Origin of the sequence: Nocardia arseniciresistens (genome assembly GCF_046764875.1) — a bacterium.
Lineage (GTDB): Bacteria > Actinomycetota > Actinomycetes > Mycobacteriales > Mycobacteriaceae > Nocardia > Nocardia arseniciresistens.
The window spans coordinates 205588-222168 of record NZ_JBKORD010000012.1; the positions used below are offsets into that span (position 1 = coordinate 205588).

A 16581-nucleotide genomic window follows, 5' to 3' on the forward strand; every position below is an offset into this window, starting at 1 on the left:
TTACTCCTCCAGCTCGGCCGCGCCGAAGATATCCCCGCGCTTATAACCGTTGGTGCGCACACACATGTGGCCGCGGGTCGAGAGCGGTTCGCCGCACAGCGGACACGGCGGACGTCCCGCCGCGATGACGCGGGTGGAGCGCAGCGCGAACTCGCGCGCCTGAATCGGGGTCAGGAACACCCGCACCGCGTCGGGTCCCTCCTCGGTGTCATCGAGCACCACCGACTCGTCGACCTCGGTCTCGGTGATAGCCAGCAGCTCCACCACCACCGCACCCGCGTCGGCGTCCCAGCCCAAACCCATGGTGCCGACCCGGAATTCGGCATCGACCGGCGTCTGCAACGGGTCGACGTCGGCCACATCGTCGGCCTGCGGCGGCATCTCGGCACCGAAGCGGCGCGCGACCTCGTCCAACAGCAGACCCATGCGGTCGGCGAGCACCTTTACCTGCTGCTTCTCCAACAGCACGCTGACAACGCGCGGTTCCTCCACGGCCTGCAAATAGAACGAACGATCGCCCGGCTCACCGACAGTCCCGGCGACGAAACGATCGGGGGTGCGGAATACATGGATTGCGCGTGACACATGCACCTCCTGATACGTGACCTTGATCGACTACTGGCGGCGCACAGATATTCATCACGCCGGCTACTCGTTTACAAGGAATCTCGACGCTCCGCATTCCCATTATCCGCACTTCCGGTATCACCTACCTCCCCGCCGGGAACGGGCCCGGAGGTATCGACCGGTTCGGTGTCCCCTGTGGTGCCGGAATCGGCCGCGGGCGGTGGCACGTTGGACGCCGCCAGCGCGGAAAGGTCGGTCCCGGTGTCGTTGAGGCGCCACACATACGGCGCGGTCGGGGTGTAGCGAACGACACTGATCGACGCGGGCTCCACCACGATGCGTTGGAAGCCGTCCAAGTGGATGCCGAACGCGTCGGCGAGCACCGACTTGATGACATCACCGTGCGAGCATGCGACCCACAGCACGTCGTGGCCGTGCTGTTCGGCGAAGTTCCGGTCCAGGTCGCGGATCGCGGCGACCGCACGGGCCTGCACCTGCGCGAGGCCCTCCCCGCCGGGGAACACCGCGCCGGAGGCGTGCTGTTGCACGACCTTCCACAGCGGCTCGGCCAGCAGCTCGGCCAGTAGCTTGCCGGTCCACTCGCCGTAGTCGACCTCGATCAGCCGGTCGTCGTACTCCGGTTCCAGGCCCAGTTTTTCCGCGAGCGGCGCGACCGTGCGCTGGCAGCGCAGCAGCGGCGAGTGCACGATGTGCTCGATCGGCAGCGCTGCCAGGCGGTCGGCCAGGGTGCGCGCCTGCTCGTTGCCGCGCTCGGTCAGATCGACGCCCTGGCTGCGCCCGGCGAGGGTGCGGGCGGTGTTCGAGGTCGACACACCGTGTCGCAGCAGGATTACCGTCATGCGGCCAGCCTAATGGGCGCGATCGGACGGGGTCCGTTGGCGATCATGTCGCCGACACCACCCCGCTTGCCAATAGGCCCATCACGGTCAATCCGAGCACGATGCGGTAGCCGACGAACCAGTCGAGGGAATGCTTGGCGACGAACTTGAGCAGCCAGGCAACCGAGGCGTAGCCGACGACGAACGCGACGATCGTCGCGACGAGCAGCTGCGGGCCGCTGGCATTGAGCCCTTCCCCTGCCGGTTCGAATGCATCGGGCAGGCTGAACAGACCGGAGGCGGTGACCGCGGGAATGGCGAGCAGGAACGAGAACCGCACCGCGGCGGCACGCTCGAGCCCCAGGAACAGTCCGGCAGTCGCGGTGGCGCCGGAGCGCGACACACCCGGGATCAACGCCAGACACTGAGCGAAACCCATGATGAGGCCGTCGCGGGTGGTTAATTGCTCGATCGGGCGGGTCTTGCGTCCGTAATACTCGCCGGCGGCGATGACCAGCGCGAACACGATCAGCATGAAAGAAACCAGCCACAGATTGCGGGCGCCGGTGCGGATCTGATCTTTGAGCACGAACCCGAGTAGACCGATCGGGATGGTCGCGATGATGACATACCAGCCGATGCGGTAGTCGAGTTCGCGCTGCGTGGTCTCATCGAGCACCATCGGTGCGCCGGGACGCATCACGGGAAGCTTCATGGTGACCTGGTCGGCGAGCGGAACGCGCTGCTCGGCCGTTCCCCTGATCTTGCTCAGCACCGTGCTGAACCAGGCGCGCACGATGCGCGCGATGTCCTTGGCGAAATACACCAGCACGGCGGCCTCGGTGCCCAACTGGGTCACCGCGGTGAACGAAGCGCCCGCGTCGTCACCGAAGAACACGGCCGACACGATACGCAGATGCGCTGAGGAGGAAATCGGCAGAAACTCCGTCAGTCCCTGCACCAGACCGAGTACTAGCGCCTGTACCCAGGTCATGGACTCGCCGACCACTTACCCTCCTCCGCTTCTGCCCGAAATATCCGTTCCGGCTGGGCAATTGGTTCGTAGGCGGGTAGCACTGAGATGATCACCGCCGCAATCACGCAGCGACAGTACAGTGTCGAGGCGAGGATCGGGTGCCGGGGCGGTGACCTCACCCATCACTGCGCGGGGCCGCGACGCACAGCGCGGGTGCACGTCCGCATCTGCTCGCACGCTCTAGGCTTGGCGCCGTGACGAAATCGTGGACACGGTGATGGAACAGCGGACGGTCGGTCGCAGTGGCCTACGGGTGTCCCGGATCGGTTTGGCGACCCACACATGGGGGTCGCATACGGATTCCGACGAGGCTGCCGGGCAGCTGGTGGCTTTCACCGACGCGGGCGGCACCTTGGTGGATACCTCCCCCGCCTACGCCGGTGGCGCGGCGCAACGGATCCTGGCCGAACTGCTCGGTGACCTGGTCTCGCGTGACGACCTGGTGATCAGCGGCTGTGCCGGTGTGCTGCCGAGGGTTTCACACGCGCCGGTCGGTCCGTCGGTGCCCACGCCGGAACCGGCTCACCCGACGGTGGATACCTCGCGGCGCACCCTGCTGCGACAACTGGACCGGACACTGCTCGAGCTCGGCACCGATTACCTCGACATCTGGAACGTGGCGGCCTGGGATCCGCGCACGCCGCTCGAGGAGGTCGCCGCGACCCTCGAATACGCGGTGCGCTCGGGGCGGGTCAGGTACGCGGGTGTGCGTGGATTCGGCGCTTGGCAGTTAGCCAGTCTGGCGGCCGTCGCGCCGATCACTGTCGCGCAGACGCCGTATTCACTGCTGGCGCGCGGCACCGAAAGTTCTTACCTGCCCGCCGCGGACCATCACGGTGTCGGACTGATCGCGTCGGCACCGCTGGCGGGGGGCATCCTCACCGGTAAATATCGCGATGGGGTGCCCGCCGATTCGCGCGGGGCGGACGAGGCGACCGCCGCCGAGATCCGCCAGCGGCTCGATGAGCGCGCAACCCGGGTTGTCGACGCGCTGGTCACCGCCGCCGACGGTCTGGCCACCTCGCCGCTGGCCGTCGCGCTCGCCTGGATTCGGGACCGTCCCGGCGTCTCCAGCATGATCGTCGGAGCCCGCGATATCGGGCAGCTGACCGGTGTGCTCGCCGCCGAAGCTCTCGAACTACCTCGGGCCATCGCGGCCGCTCTGGATGACGTCAGTGCACGCACGGAATGATGCAAGTTAGCCTTGCCTGCATGAGGTTTGCGACGTCGAGGCTTTCGGTTTTCCGTGCGCGCTTGTCGAGGCCCGCGGCGGCGGCGCGAGGGTTGGGCCGTGTCCGCACCGCATCGGGGCGTGCGGTCTTCGCCGTTCTCGCGTTGATGCTGGTCGTCGCGGCCGCCGCGTGTGGCACCGGTAGCGATGTCACCGGCTCGGGTCGGCAGGGGCCCAGCACCGCAGGGTTGGCCGATCTCGACCCGGTGCCGATCGGACCGGAACCGACCCCCACGCTGCCGGTGACGGTGCGGTCCTTCGACGGTTCCGAGGTCACCGTCGACAGCGCAAGCCGGATCATCGCCGCGGACCGCACCGGCACCCTCGCGCAGATCGTCTGGGGGTTGGGTCTGGGTCCGAAACTTATCGGCCGCAGCACCGGTGCCTCGTTCCCCGCGGTGCGCAACCTGCCGAGTGTCACCGGCGGCAGTGGCTCTCTGAATCTGGAATCAATTCTGGCACTGCGCCCTTCGGTATTCCTCACCGACAGCACCAGCGCCGCGCCAGCGGTGCGCGAGCAGCTGCGCGCGGCGGGTGTCACGGTCGTGTACTTCGATCCGGAACGCACCATGGACGGTGTCGTCCCGCAGATCGAGGCCGTCGCGGCCGCACTCGGCGTCCCCGACCGTGGTCAGGCCCTTGCCCAACGCACCCGCGACGAGATCGCCACCGCGAGCGCCGCCGTGCCCAAGCAGGACAAGCCGCTCACCATCGCCTTCCTCTACCTGCGCAGCAGCGCCATCACCATGCTCGCGGGGCCCGGCTCCGGCGCGGACGCGCTCATTGCCGCGCTGGGCGCCACCGACGCGGGCGAGGTAGCCGGAATCAAAGAGCCGTTCGTCGCGATCACCAGCGAAGCGATGATCGGCGCTGCCCCCGACGTGTTGCTCGTCATGACCGACGGCCTGAAATCTGTCGGTGGCATCGACGGCCTGGAGAAGGTCCCCGGCATCGCCCAAACCCCCGCGGGCCGCAATCGCCGCGTGGTCGATATGTCGGATGCGGTAGTACTGAGCTTCGGCCCCAACACCGGTCGCGTCATCGCGGCCCTGAGCGAGGCCGTGTACGGCACTCCACCCGCATGAGCATCGGCGGCGAGCGAGTGAGCGACACCTCCGGCAGCGCGACGACCGAACCGACGATGCCGCACAGTCCGCAGCCGGGTGCCCCGAAATCGCGGGGCCGTTCGCGTACCACGATCGTCTTCGTCATCGCGGTGGTCTTGCTGGTGCTGCTCGCGCTTGCATCCGCCGGGATCGGGCAGGTGCCGACCACCCCCGCCGAGGTCGCGGGCAGTGTGTTGCATCGGATCGGGCTGGACTGGGGTCCGATGCCCGCGCATCCCGCCGGTGAGGTGACGCTGTGGCAGGTGCGTTTCCCCCGGGTGGTGCTGGCGATGCTGGTCGGTGCGGCGTTGGCGACAGCGGGTGCGTTGTTGCAGGGAGTGTTCGCCAATCCGCTCGCCGAGCCCGGCGTGATCGGGGTGTCCGCGGGTGCGGCGGTCGGTGCGGGCGCGGTCATCGTGTTCGGCGGCGCGTTCGTCGCTGCCTGGTCGGTCGCGGCGGCGGCGTTCGTCGCGGGTCTGGCGACCACGTTTCTGGTGTATGTGCTTGCCCGATCCAATGGACGCACCGAGGTGGTCACCCTGGTGCTCACCGGCGTCGCGATCAATGCCTTCGCCGGTGGACTCATCGCCTTGCTGCTGTTCGTCGCCTCCCCGGCCGCCCGCGATCAGATCGTGTTCTGGCAGCTGGGCAGCCTCAACGGCGCCACATGGGACTCGGTGAGCGTGGTCGCCCCACTCACCGCCGCGGGTCTATTCGCCGCGATCCTCATCGCGCCGCGCCTGGATCTGCTCGCCCTTGGCGAATCCGCCGCGCGACATCTCGGCGTCGATGTAGAACGCTTGCGCCGCAACGTCATCGTGGTCGTGGCGATCCTGGCCACCGGGGGTGTCGCGTTCACCGGCATCATCCTGTTCGTCGGCCTGATCGTCCCGCACCTGGTCCGCATGCTCGTCGGCCCCGCCCATCGCGTCCTGATCCCCTTGAGCGCTGTCATCGGCGCCGTTGTCCTGCTCGCCGCCGACGTCGGCGCCCGCTCCCTTGTCGATAACGCCGACCTCCCCCTCGGCATGCTCACCTCCCTTGTCGGCGGCCCCTTCTTCTTCTGGCTGCTGCGGCGCACCCGAGCCCGCGCGGGAGGCTGGGCATGATGGGTGGTGTTTTTGCGCGGACGCATGAGCTGCCTGTTGCGCACAAGCGAGATTCGGTGACGCTGCGAGCAGTCGGGGTGAGCATCGATCGCCGGGGTGTCACCGGATCGGGCAGCAGTCGGGTGCTCGAAGCTGTGGATTTCGAGGTGGTTACCGGTCAAGTGGTCGCGCTGGTCGGACCGAATGGTGCGGGTAAGTCCACGCTGCTTGCCGCGCTCGCGGGTGAGCTCGAGCCGACCGAAGGTACCGTCGAGCTCGATGGCCGCGCGCTGGCCCATTGGTCCCCGCTCGACATGGCCCGCCGCCGTGCGGTGCTGCCTCAGAGTCACACCGTCGGCTTCCCGTTCACCGCGCGCGAAGTGGTCGCCATGGGCCGAGCGCCGTGGATGCGTACCGAACTGCGTGAACTCGACGACGAGAAGATCGCCGCCGCCATGGCCGCCACCGACGTGGAACACCTTGCGGCCCGGTCGTTTCCGACACTGTCGGGTGGCGAACGCGCGCGCGTCGCGCTGGCCCGCGTCCTCGCCCAGGACACCGGCACGCTGCTACTGGACGAACCCACCGCCGCATTGGACCTCGGTCACCAAGAGGCCGTACTGAACCTCGCAACCGCCCGCGCCGAGGAGGGGACGGCCGTCGTGGTCGTCCTGCACGACCTCGGCATCGCCGCCGCCTACGCCGACCGCGTCGCGGTCCTGGACGCCGGTCGCATCGCCGCCGACGGCCCACCCCGCGACGTGCTGACCACCGAACTGCTCAGCCGCGTCTACCAACACCCCGTCGAAGTACTCGACCACCCCGTCACCGGTGCGCAATTAGTCTTGCCGGTCCGCCGCTGACCGGTAGGGACTCCGGTTGTAATGGCGCGAAAAATCGCGAAGTTCGGGTAGCCGCGTGGTCGGCAGCGATGATGATGGAGACCGCCATCGGCCTCTGGGCAGTCCCCGATACATCAATCCGGTGGCGGCTCGGTCATACCGTCGCGTCCGATGTCGACCAGCAACCCGCCCTGCAAGCCCACCCGCACCGCCGCGGTAATCGCCCACAGCGCGAAGAAGACCAGCCCCGCGATCGGCCCCACAGCCTGGTACCAGGCGAGCGCACCACCGCCGAACCAAATCAATTCCAGGCCGAGCCGCCAAACCCCGGTGAGCTGAATTCTCGCGCCCCCGCCCGCACCGAACATCGCCCACATGAGGACGAACACCGCGGGCCCACCCAGCCCAGCGACCACTCGGATAATCCACCCCGCGGGCAACGTGAAGCCCCAGATGCCAACTCCGGCAAGCACACCCAGCTCGAGCAGAAACACCGATGCCAGGTTCGCGCCCTTGACCGCACGCACGATCGCCCCTCCTTCTCAACGCCAGATCAGTTTCAACACCGCAGGCGTGAGCAGCATACGGATCACCGTCGCGTCGATGATCAGCGCGGCGATCATCCCATAGGCGATGTATTTCATCAGCACCAGATCGGAGAAACCGAACGCACCCGTCACCACGATGAGAATCGCGGCGGCGGAGGTGATGACGCCGCCGGTGTGGGCGATGCCGTAGCGGATCGCCTCCGGCGGGTCGGCGCCGCCCGCGCGGGCCTCGGCCATGCGTGAGAGCAGGAACACTTCGTAGTCGGTGGACAGTCCGAAGATGACCGTCACGATCAACGCGAGGACCGCGAACATCAGCGGGCCCGGAGTGAAATGGAAAACCCCCGCGCCGTGACCCTCCACGAAAATCCAGGTGAGGATGCCGAGGGTGGAGCCAAGGCTCAACGCACTCATGATGACGGCCTTGAACGCGAGCACGAAGGACCGGAACGCCGCGTACATCAGTCCGAGGGCGGCGACCACCAGGATCGCGGCCAGCATCGGCAGCCCGTCGAGCAGTCCGTTGATGCTGTCGCGCTCGAGCGCGGGCACACCCGCGACCATGATCTGCACCCCGGGCGGTTCGGGGATGGCGCGCAGTGCCTCGATCACCGTGTCGGCGTCGCGTTTATCGGCCAAGCCCGCGTTGAGCACATTGATGCCATCTTTGGTCGGCGCACCGGGTTCGAAACGTCCGGTGAGGCCGGGAATGTGGCTGGCCTCGAACCGGATATCACTGAGCTGCTGTGGATTCGCCCCGATCACGACAAGTTTGAGCGGCTCGGTGCGGAAGCTCGGGAACAGCTCGTCGAAGCGTTCCTGTGCCACCCTTGCCGAGTTGTCATCGGCCAGATAGCGTTCGCTCAGGCCACCGAATTCGATGTGGCGGAACGGGATACTCAACGCCAGCAGCCCGAGCACGATCGGCACCGCGATCAACCACGGTCGCCGCATCGCGGTGGTGGCCAGTCGTGAGAAGAATCCGGCATCGATCTGCGCCTCGGTTTTGCTGCGGGAGAAGCGATGCCACCCCCACAGGTCGATGCGTCGCCCGACGATGCTGAGCACCGCGGGCAGCGCGGTCACCGACAGTAGCGCGGCGAGCAAAACCGAACTGATACCGCCGTAGGGCACCGAGCGCAGCACACCGTTGGGGAAGATGAACAACGCGCCGAGACTGATCGCGATGATCGCCGCCGAGAACAGCACCGTGCGCCCCGCGGTGGCCATGGTGCGCGCGGTCGCCTCCTCCACCGAGTGGCCGGCGGCGAGCTCCTCACGGAACCTGGTCACAGTGAACAGGCCGTAGTCGATCGCGAGCCCGAGACTGACCAAAGTCACGACCGCGCTTGCGAATACGTTCACATCGATGTGGTCGGTGAGCACGCGCATGGTGCCCTGTGTGCCGAGCACCGTCATGCCGCCGATGAGCACCGGCAGCAGCGCGCCGATCACCCCGCCGAAGACGAAGTACAACAGGATCGCCACGATCGGCAACGCGATCATTTCGGCGCGTTTGATGTCGTGCTGCATGCCCTGGTTGATGCCTTCGACAATCGGCTGCAGCCCGGCCAGCTGCACTGTCGTACCGCCAGGCCCACCTCCGGCGCGGCCGGCGCCGAGCTGGTCCTTGATCGCGGCGTAGTTCTCGACTGTGGCGGTGCCCTCCCCGCGCAGCCCGATGCTGGCGAAGGCGTGGGTGTGGGAGGCGTCGGTGGCCTGTGCGGCGAACGGGCTGTCCCAATAGCTGTCGACCTTCTGGACCCGGTCGGGATGGCGGGTCAGCAGCTGCTCGAGCGCGCTGGTCACCGCGGCACGCACCGCGGGGTCATCGACGGTGGCGCCGTCGGGAGCGGTGTAGACGGCGATGAGGTCGCTGTCGGTATCGCGCCCGAAGGTGTCATCGGCGATCTTGGAAGCCGCCACCGATTCGCTGCTCTCGTCGAACCAACCCTCCTGGGTCAGCCTGCCCGAGAGATCACGGCCGTACCAGCCGGAGGCGAGGACGGCCAGCGCGAACGCCACGAGGACCAGATATCGATGGCGATAGACGAAATGACCCCACCGTGCCAGGCCCGTATCGAGCACTAGCCGCAGGCCGCGGTGCGGTAATCGGCCGAGCGCAGGATGCCGCACAGGTCGGTGCGGGAGATCTTCCACTTGCCGTCGATGAGCACGAAATGCACCACGGTGGTGCGGATCGCGCTACCGCTGCCGTCCTTGTCCAAGCGCATGGTCGCGGTCAAGGTGCCGTCGCGGTTGTCGAAAACCGGGTCGGTGACCCCGTAGACGGCGCGCGGATTGTCCTGCAGCGCCTTGTACATGTCAGGGATGGCGTCCTTGAACACCTCACCGTCTTCGATGAGGGCGGTGCGTTCGCTGTCGGGCAGCGACGGGTCCAGTGCGCGTTTGATCTGCGCGTCGAGCTCGGCGGCGGTCGGCAGCGGCGGGTGCGCGGCACTCGAGGAGACGGCGACCGAGGAGGACAACGAAGCGTTGGCCGAAGAGCGCGCGACGTCCACGGCCGCTTCGTCCGGTCCCGAGCTGCACGCCGCGATCGAGGCCACGGCGAGAATGGACGCTGCGGTCAGCGCGGTACGGGCGAATCGTGTGGTTGGCATCTCCCTTTACATACCATCGATGACGGAGCTGATTCGGCCCAGCAGTGCCCGGACGGTCGTCACGTCGCGCTCGGCGGCCGATTCGACCGGCACCGCGTGCGGAATCATGTCCCGCACCAGCGCCACTACGCTGCGTTCGTCGTGGAGGTCGATGTCGGTGGCCCGTGCCTGGGCGAGCGCGACGACGTCCTCCGGGCCGGGAACGTCACTGTCGAGGTCGGCGCGGTAGATCTCCAGCACCACCATCGAGCGGACGGTGCGGAAGGCATAGGGCCTGCCATCGGCGGTGCTGCCGAATCCGTGAGCAAACGGACCAACGGTTATGTCATCGATGGCAAATCCCGATGGATGGTCGGCTTTCAACCAGATCTCCCTGAGTCGGACACTGTTTCAAGTCAACGGTAACCCCGATCACCGACATTCTCCTCGAGCCGCCACCCCAGTCGGCTGCGATGGTGCGCCATCATGGTCAGATGGTGGCGTTGCGGATGATCGGTCGGTAGTACGTCGGTAGAAGGAGTTCGGTGGATGCGCCCTCGCGGCTCGGTCCCCTCAGCGATTGCGGGTATCGCGGTGATAGTGCTGCTCGCCGGATGCTCGTCGGGCACCAATGGTGCGGATCTGCCGACCAGACCATCCGCCACCGCCGCCACCGCCTCGGACACGACCGCTACACCGACTGGTCAGGTCCTGCCGATCACCACGCCGATCACCGATCTGCTCGCCGTCACCGGAACCGGCCTGCTCGCCGCACTCGACGGCAGCGCGACCACGCTCTCGCTCATCGACCCGGCGACCACCCCGCCTGAGGTGCGCGCTGTGCCTCTGCCCGCGAAGGCCGCCGCGATCGCCGCGGGGCCGCACGGCGAAGTCCTTGCGGCCTTGCCGAATCAGGTGCTGCGTATCGACGCTGTCGCGGGCACGACCACCGCGGTGCCGGTCGAGGGTGAGGTGCACACGGCGCAAATACGCGCTGACGGCTCCCTGGTCGTCGGCACGGCCGACGGTACCGTGCGCGTTCTGTCCCCCACGGGTGAAGTCCTCCACACCGTCTCCGGGCTCGTCTCGGCCGACGCTCTGGCCATCACCGGTGATCGCGTGACCGTTCTGGATCGCCGCCAGACCTCCCTCACCGAAGTCGACCTGCGCAAAGACCAACTCGGCCTGGCTCTGCGCGTCGGTGACGGCGCCACCAATCTGATCGCCGACCACTTCGGCCGCATCATCGTCACCGACACCGCGGGTAACGAACTGCTGGTCTACACGGCCGGACCGCTCGTACTGCGCCAGCGTTTCCCGGTAAGATCGTCGCCCTACGCGCTCGCCTACGATCAGCGGTCCGAGACCGTGTGGGTGACGTGTACGCAGACCAACGAAGTCGTCGGATTCGATCTGTCGACGGGTATCCCGGAGGAAGTGGGCCGCTTTCCGACGGTCCGGCAGGCCAATTCGATAGCCATCGACGAGCACACCGGAGACCTGTTCGTCGGGTCCGCGACCGGGGACGGTCTGCAGCGGATCCGGGCGGACCAGCGAAAGGGAGGGCACTGATGGCGTCGAAGGATACGCAACCGCCAGATCATCACCGGACCAGGAGCCCACGCACCGCGCTCCCCGCGAACTGGGAAACCAGTAGTGACGATTACGAGTACGTGCCACTGCGACTACCTCCGGAGGTGAATCGGGTGACCGCATCCATGCGGCTGGCAATCCAAGCCGAATTCGGTGGTTGGGAGCTCTCGCGCGTACGCGCCTATACCGACGGCAGCCGTCGAGTGCTGCTGCGCCGCCGAAAGACCGCGCTGCTACCCCAGCCCGAAGCGGGGATGTGAGCCCATGTACGCACTGTTATTGCGCTTGATGTTCTTGCTGCCGCCGGAACGAATCCACCACCTGGTCTTCGCGACGATCAAACTGGCCGACCGCTTCGCACCGTCGCGCTCGGCGATGTCCAAGGTTCTGGTTTCGCGGGATCCGATCCTGCGCAACACCGCATTCGGCGTCGAGTTCTCCGCGCCGCTGGGCTTGGCCGCCGGCTTCGATAAGAATGCCGATGGCGTCGATGCCTGGGGCCCGCTCGGTTTCGGTTTCGCCGAAATCGGCACCGTCACCGCCGATGCCCAACCGGGCAATCCCGCGCCGCGACTGTTCCGGCTGCCCGCCGATCACGCCCTGATCAACCGGATGGGTTTCAACAACGACGGTGCCGCCGCGGCGGCGCGACGGTTGCGTGGCCGCCGCGGCGGGCTGCCGATCGGTGCCAATATCGGCAAGACGAAGATCGTCGAAGCGGAAGGCGCCGCAGTCGATTACGCGATCAGCGCCGCATTGCTCGGTCCGCTCGCTGACTTCGTCGTGGTCAACGTGAGCTCCCCCAACACCCCCGGTTTGCGCGATCTGCAAGCCGTCGAATCGCTGCGCCCGGTGCTACAGGCCGTACTCGACAGTGTCGAGGTTCCGGTGCTGGTGAAGATCGCACCCGATCTCTCCGACGACGACATCGACGCGGTAGCCGACCTCGCGGTCGAGTTGCGTCTCGCGGGCATTGTCGCGACCAACACGACCATCCGCCGCGACGGCCTGCGCACCCCCGCCGCCGAGGTCGAGGCGATGGGCGCGGGCGGCCTCTCCGGCGCGCCGGTCGCCGACCGCTCCCTGGAGGTGCTGCGCCGGCTCTACCGTCGCGTCGGCGACCGGCTCGTGCTGATCTCCGTTGGCGGTATCGAAACCCCCGACCAGGCGTGGGAACGCATCCTCGCGGGCGCCACTCTGCTGCAGGGCTACACGGGTTTCATCTACGGGGGCGCGTTCTGGACCCGCCGCATTCACCGCGGCATCGCCGCGCGCCTGCGCGAACACGGGTACAAGTCGATCGCTGACGCCGTCGGCGCCGAGAACGGCGATCGCGCCTGACAGCACCGCTGGCGCGGCGTTCGATGCATCCTTGCGTGGCATGCGCTTTCGGGCAGCGCGCTACCCGTACACCGGCCCGCGAGGATGCAGCGACACACGATGCGAGCGCAACGTGTGTCCGGTCGTGGCCGGCTCACTGCCCCCGTCGGCCTGGTTCGGTTCCGCACCAGAGCCCTGGCGCAGTCGGACCAGAATCTGCTTGGACAGCAGGATCACCGCCTGCTCCCACAGGATGTCGAGGATGTCGGCACGCTCGGACGCTTCGGATTGCGCGTGGTGATCGTGCACGCCGCGCGGGTCGCTGAGGATCTCGTCGAGCTCCATACCCGCCAATGCCTGTTCGCGGGTCAGCAGTCGATCGGGCAGCCAGCTCAACAGCCACACTGCTGACCCTGGTCCTGTTGTCCGATAGGCTGATTCGGGGGTCAGGTCACTGATCATCGTCCATTCGGTTGTATGCACGTTCATGGGTGCCTCCGGTGCGACTGCTCGAGCTCGATGAGCTCTTGGGGGTAGGTGGTCACGAATGACTCCTGTCGAGCATCCGTTGATGCAGCAGGCTCAGCGCCTGCCGGACGGTGAGGCCGAGTTGATCGGCCAGCGCCTGCGCGGTGGGGTCCGAGGCCAGGTCCGGATGGCTGAGGATCTCCTGCAGTTCCATCCCGGCCAATGCCTGTTCACGGGTCAGCGGGTTGGGCAACCAGCTCAGTCGCCACGCTGGTTCCTCTTGGCCTGCCCGCCATGCCCACTCGGGCGTGACGCTGCTGGTCATCGACCGGCTGCTTTCGTAGATCGTCACGGCTGTCTCCACGGGCGGAGGAATCGTCGCCGAACAGGCGCCATTGTTGGGGAGCACTGAGCCCCAGCCGATTCGAGTTGCCCGATCGGCCGGGCCTCGCCACCCGCGGATGATGCGTAGCGGGCGACGGTATTGGCTGATTTCTTCTCGGATGTCCAAGCGAACAGCGCGCCGTTCGCCTAGTCCGTGGCGCGGTTTGTCTCCAGCTCGGTATCAGAGTTGCCGACGTTGTGCCGTCCGCGCCTTCGAGCATGTCGCATCTGCAGAATCACTCTCATCACCAAACCCTCCCGGTTTGTCTGGTGGACGATCAGATCGTCAAAACCAGTGTGGCATTTGCCCTTCATGATGGTCAATTGCCGGAGTAAATTGGGGATTGCCGGATCGCGTTGGCGCTAAACCCCGATCGCCGGGCAGTTCTCCGCAGAGCACAACGAAACGACAACGCACACAGGGAGGGGCGGATCTTGCAGAACCTTCCGCAGGACTCTCGTATGGTCGCGATACGCAACATCCTCACGCGGCTGTGCAAGTACTCCGGTCTGAGCTCGGATCGCTTGCGCAACACCGAGATCGACGTCGAGCCACTGCTCGACCTGGTGGTCGTTCGGCAACGTGCGCTGCGCACGGGGCGGTCACCGGAGGAGTCCATGCTGCCAGTCGTGAGCGACATGGCGCGGCGCTTGCAGCCGACTGCCCGGCTGATCGCCGATGCTGCCCTCTCGCTCGGGCTGCTGCGCGAAAGCCCCCCGGACGGGATCGATCTCGATCGGCTCTACGCCGATAGCCTGGGTCAGCGGCGGGAGTATCTCGCCGCGAACTGGCAACGTTTGCACGAGACGCTGCGCGCGGAGGCCATCCCGGAGGCGCCGACGGTCAAGCGGCTGCGAACCACTTCGGAGCACGACGCGTTCACCGCGTTGGCGGGCCTGCTCGCCGGTGAAACCGGGTACCCGATCCCGCAGCTCGCCCCCACTCCGAAAATCATAGTGACGCTGCCGAACTCGAAACCGCGACCCGGAATTGTGACAGTCGTCGGTGATGCGGTCATGGATCATCTCTACCGGGTCGACCGCATTCCTGCCGTCGACGCGCCTGCTCGCGGCAACAGCTACAGCGAGCATCCCGGCGGCAAGGGGCTCAATCGGGCGGTTGCGGCCGCGCGCCTCGGACTTCAGGTGCGCATCGTCACGGCACTGGGTGGCGACGAAAACGGCAGTCGGATCAGGCAATACCTCGACAAGGCCGGAGTCGGAACCGGGCTGATCAAGACCGCCCCGCTCGCGCCATCGCCGATCACCGCGGTCATCATGACCTCGAGCGGCGATATGGCGTTGATCGGCGTGCAGAGCGAGGGGGTCAGATTGGAGGCGGCCGATCTCGACAGCCCGGATGTTCGTGCCGAAATCGGCGCCTCGGACGTCGTACTACTGACATTCGAACACCCCATCGGCATCATCACCCAGGTGTTGGCCATGGTTCAGAACATGCGGCCCAAACCGCGGTTGATTGTCTGTCCGACTCCGAATCTTCCTGTGCCGCAGGATCTGTATCGGTATTTCGACGCGGTCGACTATCTGGTCGGCTCCGCTGACGAGCTCGAGAAAATGATCCCGGACGTGGCATCGGCGTCGAGTGAGGACGTTGCGCGCCGACTACTCGGGCTCGGGGTCGGCGCGGTGTGCACGGTGGGCGAATTTCGTTGCGCGATGCGATCGGACCGGCTCGATATCGACGTCACGCACTACCTGCCCGCGCTCAAGAACGCGCCGGGTGCGGCTGCGGCGTTCTCGGCGGCTCTCGCCTATCGGGTGGTCTTGTCGGAGGAGTCGCTCCAGCAGAAAGACCTGGAGTGGGCGACCGCGGCCATGCTGCTGACGCAAAAACTCGGAGATGTACCGAGCACCATGCCGCTCACCGGCGATATCGACGACACCGTCGAACGATTCGCCTCGACTCGACGACCGTGATCGTCTGAGCCCGCGACATTTTACCACTTTTTGCGTCTCATTTCATCGGATCGGCACATCCGATCCGCTACAGTCGCCGTCGTGACCACCCACATCCAACGGCGTCGCGCCGACTCCGGCTCGGGGCAGCATTGATCACAGCTGCCCCCCTGCCTGGTGAAACCGCTCATCGGTTCACCCGCAAGGGGCACGAAATCCAGGTTTCTGTCATCGAAGTCGACGGTGGCCCCGCTTACGGGCACGTGCTCGTTTTCGGGCAACCCGGCGACGAGTGTCTGGTGCGGATCCATTCCCGCTGCCTATATGGCGACGCGCTGCGCTCCGATGACTGCGACTGCGGGCCCGAGCTCGACAAGGCGCTGGATCTCATCCAGGCCGCGGGCGCAGGGGTCCTTGTGTATCTGGAGCAAGAGGGCCGCGGTGCCGGACTCGTCGCCAAAGCGCGCGGCTACCGGTACAGCGAGCTCGAGGGCACCGACACCTTCACCAGCTATGAGGCACTCGGCTACCCGCCGGACGCCCGGACCTACCATCACGCGGCGACGAGCCTGAAGAAACTCGGGCTGAAATCGATACTGCTACTGACGAACAACCCGGACAAGGCCGATGAGATCCGCTCGGCGGGCTTCGCGGTGACCGTGGTGCCTTTGGGCACCCGCCCCCTGAGCGCACGCGCGGCCGCGTACCTGGAGGCCAAGCGCCGCAGGCGCAAACACTGGATCCCGACCGACGCGGCGCCATGGGCGCCGGATAATTGGGATTCCGACGCCATGGTCACTGCCCCGGCGGGGCGGCTACGCCGCGCTCTCCGGGCCTTGACCGACAGCAAACGTCGTTTCGCGGTGCGACGGCGGATGGCAGCGGTCGCGGTGCCCGAGCAGCGACAGGATCGCGCCCCGGAATCCGTTCCGGTATCGAGTGACAACGCCGAATACCTAGCGGTCGAAAAGGTATCGTCGACCGTCCTCGCGTAACCCGCCCTCGACACCGGAACGCAGTCGGTCGGCGATAAGGTCGGCAT

At 66.8% G+C, this 16581-nt stretch carries 18 protein-coding genes; 9 read left to right on the top strand and 9 right to left on the bottom strand.

What is annotated here, in order from left to right; translation table 11 throughout:
• The 3 genes from ACLMAJ_RS23040 to ACLMAJ_RS23050 all read right to left on the bottom strand — a co-directional run bounded on the left by ACLMAJ_RS23040 (window position 1) and on the right by ACLMAJ_RS23050 (window position 2400).
• Complete coding sequence (locus ACLMAJ_RS23040; protein WP_412015875.1) at window positions 1-585, bottom strand: DUF3090 domain-containing protein; 585 nt, start codon at window positions 583-585, stop codon at window positions 1-3.
• A 71-nt stretch (window positions 586-656) separates the two neighbouring features.
• On the bottom strand, window positions 657-1427 hold the full coding sequence (locus ACLMAJ_RS23045) for a histidine phosphatase family protein (protein WP_412015876.1): 771 nt from the start codon (window positions 1425-1427) through the stop codon (window positions 657-659).
• A 43-nt stretch (window positions 1428-1470) separates the two neighbouring features.
• Complete coding sequence (locus ACLMAJ_RS23050) at window positions 1471-2400, bottom strand: undecaprenyl-diphosphate phosphatase (RefSeq protein ID WP_412015958.1); 930 nt, start codon at window positions 2398-2400, stop codon at window positions 1471-1473.
• A gap of 259 nt (window positions 2401-2659) precedes the next feature.
• Here ACLMAJ_RS23050 and ACLMAJ_RS23055 point away from each other — a divergent pair, with 259 nt between their 5' ends.
• The 4 genes from ACLMAJ_RS23055 (at window position 2660) to ACLMAJ_RS23070 (ending at window position 6730) form a co-directional block, all read left to right on the top strand.
• Complete coding sequence (locus ACLMAJ_RS23055) at window positions 2660-3634, top strand: aldo/keto reductase (RefSeq protein ID WP_412015877.1); 975 nt, start codon at window positions 2660-2662, stop codon at window positions 3632-3634.
• Window positions 3635-3780: 146 nt separating this feature from the next.
• The gene (locus ACLMAJ_RS23060) at window positions 3781-4758 is read left to right on the top strand and encodes a heme/hemin ABC transporter substrate-binding protein (RefSeq protein WP_412015959.1); all 978 of its coding nucleotides are present in this window, start codon (window positions 3781-3783) and stop codon (window positions 4756-4758) included.
• Between the two features lie 56 nt (window positions 4759-4814).
• Window positions 4815-5888, top strand: coding sequence for a FecCD family ABC transporter permease (locus tag ACLMAJ_RS23065; RefSeq protein ID WP_412015960.1), 1074 nt, complete (start codon window positions 4815-4817; stop codon window positions 5886-5888).
• Window positions 5885-6730, top strand: coding sequence for a heme ABC transporter ATP-binding protein (locus ACLMAJ_RS23070; RefSeq protein WP_412015878.1), 846 nt, complete (start codon window positions 5885-5887; stop codon window positions 6728-6730). The genes ACLMAJ_RS23065 and ACLMAJ_RS23070 overlap by 4 nt, the downstream gene beginning before the upstream one ends.
• 113 nt (window positions 6731-6843) lie before the next feature.
• Here the strand turns inward: ACLMAJ_RS23070 and ACLMAJ_RS23075 are convergent, their stop codons facing one another.
• From ACLMAJ_RS23075 to ACLMAJ_RS23090, 4 genes are read right to left on the bottom strand one after another with little or no spacing between them, the layout of a single operon-like run.
• Window positions 6844-7236 carry a YrdB family protein gene (locus tag ACLMAJ_RS23075; protein ID WP_412015879.1) on the bottom strand — a complete coding sequence of 131 codons (393 nt, stop codon included), beginning with the start codon at window positions 7234-7236 and terminating at the stop codon, window positions 6844-6846.
• A 15-nt stretch (window positions 7237-7251) separates the two neighbouring features.
• On the bottom strand, window positions 7252-9345 hold the full coding sequence (locus ACLMAJ_RS23080; protein ID WP_412015880.1) for an MMPL family transporter: 2094 nt from the start codon (window positions 9343-9345) through the stop codon (window positions 7252-7254).
• A complete protein-coding gene (locus ACLMAJ_RS23085; RefSeq protein WP_412015881.1) occupies window positions 9345-9878 on the bottom strand; it encodes a WKL family lipoprotein in 534 nt (177 codons plus the stop codon). Before ACLMAJ_RS23085 ends, ACLMAJ_RS23080 begins: the two co-directional genes overlap by 1 nt.
• Window positions 9879-9884: 6 nt before the next feature.
• On the bottom strand, window positions 9885-10241 hold the full coding sequence (locus ACLMAJ_RS23090) for a hypothetical protein (RefSeq protein ID WP_412015882.1): 357 nt from the start codon (window positions 10239-10241) through the stop codon (window positions 9885-9887).
• Between the two features lie 165 nt (window positions 10242-10406).
• Between ACLMAJ_RS23090 and ACLMAJ_RS23095 the strand changes: the two genes are divergently transcribed.
• Genes ACLMAJ_RS23095 through ACLMAJ_RS23105 form a run of 3 tightly spaced genes read left to right on the top strand, consistent with a single transcriptional unit; the run spans window position 10407 to window position 12791 of the window.
• Window positions 10407-11429 carry a YncE family protein gene (locus ACLMAJ_RS23095; RefSeq protein ID WP_412015883.1) on the top strand — a complete coding sequence of 341 codons (1023 nt, stop codon included), beginning with the start codon at window positions 10407-10409 and terminating at the stop codon, window positions 11427-11429.
• Window positions 11429-11710, top strand: a complete 282-nt coding sequence (locus ACLMAJ_RS23100; RefSeq protein ID WP_412015884.1) for a DUF5703 family protein — start codon at window positions 11429-11431, stop codon at window positions 11708-11710. Before ACLMAJ_RS23095 ends, ACLMAJ_RS23100 begins: the two co-directional genes overlap by 1 nt.
• A gap of 4 nt (window positions 11711-11714) precedes the next feature.
• The gene (locus tag ACLMAJ_RS23105; RefSeq protein WP_412015885.1) at window positions 11715-12791 is read left to right on the top strand and encodes a quinone-dependent dihydroorotate dehydrogenase; all 1077 of its coding nucleotides are present in this window, start codon (window positions 11715-11717) and stop codon (window positions 12789-12791) included.
• A gap of 60 nt (window positions 12792-12851) precedes the next feature.
• Here the strand turns inward: ACLMAJ_RS23105 and ACLMAJ_RS23110 are convergent, their stop codons facing one another.
• Both ACLMAJ_RS23110 and ACLMAJ_RS23115 read right to left on the bottom strand, forming a co-directional pair.
• Window positions 12852-13259 carry a hypothetical protein gene (locus ACLMAJ_RS23110; protein WP_412015886.1) on the bottom strand — a complete coding sequence of 136 codons (408 nt, stop codon included), beginning with the start codon at window positions 13257-13259 and terminating at the stop codon, window positions 12852-12854.
• 52 nt (window positions 13260-13311) lie between these two features.
• Window positions 13312-13590, bottom strand: coding sequence for a hypothetical protein (locus ACLMAJ_RS23115; RefSeq protein WP_412015887.1), 279 nt, complete (start codon window positions 13588-13590; stop codon window positions 13312-13314).
• Between the two features lie 494 nt (window positions 13591-14084).
• Between ACLMAJ_RS23115 and ACLMAJ_RS23120 the strand changes: the two genes are divergently transcribed.
• Window positions 14085-15560 carry a PfkB family carbohydrate kinase gene (locus tag ACLMAJ_RS23120; RefSeq protein ID WP_412015888.1) on the top strand — a complete coding sequence of 492 codons (1476 nt, stop codon included), beginning with the start codon at window positions 14085-14087 and terminating at the stop codon, window positions 15558-15560.
• Between the two features lie 131 nt (window positions 15561-15691).
• Window positions 15692-16534 carry a GTP cyclohydrolase II gene (locus tag ACLMAJ_RS23125; protein WP_412015889.1) on the top strand — a complete coding sequence of 281 codons (843 nt, stop codon included), beginning with the start codon at window positions 15692-15694 and terminating at the stop codon, window positions 16532-16534.
• Window positions 16535-16581 lie beyond the last annotated feature (47 nt).

Excerpts from the sequence above, each read along its gene's own strand:
- ACLMAJ_RS23065 (WP_412015960.1), top strand. The coding sequence starts at position 4,815 with ATGCCGCACAGTCCGCAGCCGGGTGCCCCGAAATCGCGGGGCCGTTCG.
- ACLMAJ_RS23105 (WP_412015885.1), top strand. The coding sequence starts at position 11,715 with ATGTACGCACTGTTATTGCGCTTGATGTTCTTGCTGCCGCCGGAACGA.
- ACLMAJ_RS23095 (WP_412015883.1), top strand. The coding sequence starts at position 10,407 with ATGCGCCCTCGCGGCTCGGTCCCCTCAGCGATTGCGGGTATCGCGGTG.
- ACLMAJ_RS23055 (WP_412015877.1), top strand. The coding sequence starts at position 2,660 with ATGGAACAGCGGACGGTCGGTCGCAGTGGCCTACGGGTGTCCCGGATC.
- ACLMAJ_RS23110 (WP_412015886.1), bottom strand. The coding sequence starts at position 13,259 with ATGAACGTGCATACAACCGAATGGACGATGATCAGTGACCTGACCCCC.
- ACLMAJ_RS23050 (WP_412015958.1), bottom strand. The coding sequence starts at position 2,400 with ATGACCTGGGTACAGGCGCTAGTACTCGGTCTGGTGCAGGGACTGACG.
- ACLMAJ_RS23120 (WP_412015888.1), top strand. The coding sequence starts at position 14,085 with ATGGTCGCGATACGCAACATCCTCACGCGGCTGTGCAAGTACTCCGGT.
- ACLMAJ_RS23060 (WP_412015959.1), top strand. The coding sequence starts at position 3,781 with ATGCTGGTCGTCGCGGCCGCCGCGTGTGGCACCGGTAGCGATGTCACC.
- ACLMAJ_RS23085 (WP_412015881.1), bottom strand. The coding sequence starts at position 9,878 with ATGCCAACCACACGATTCGCCCGTACCGCGCTGACCGCAGCGTCCATT.
- ACLMAJ_RS23100 (WP_412015884.1), top strand. The coding sequence starts at position 11,429 with ATGGCGTCGAAGGATACGCAACCGCCAGATCATCACCGGACCAGGAGC.
- ACLMAJ_RS23070 (WP_412015878.1), top strand. The coding sequence starts at position 5,885 with ATGATGGGTGGTGTTTTTGCGCGGACGCATGAGCTGCCTGTTGCGCAC.
- ACLMAJ_RS23045 (WP_412015876.1), bottom strand. The coding sequence starts at position 1,427 with ATGACGGTAATCCTGCTGCGACACGGTGTGTCGACCTCGAACACCGCC.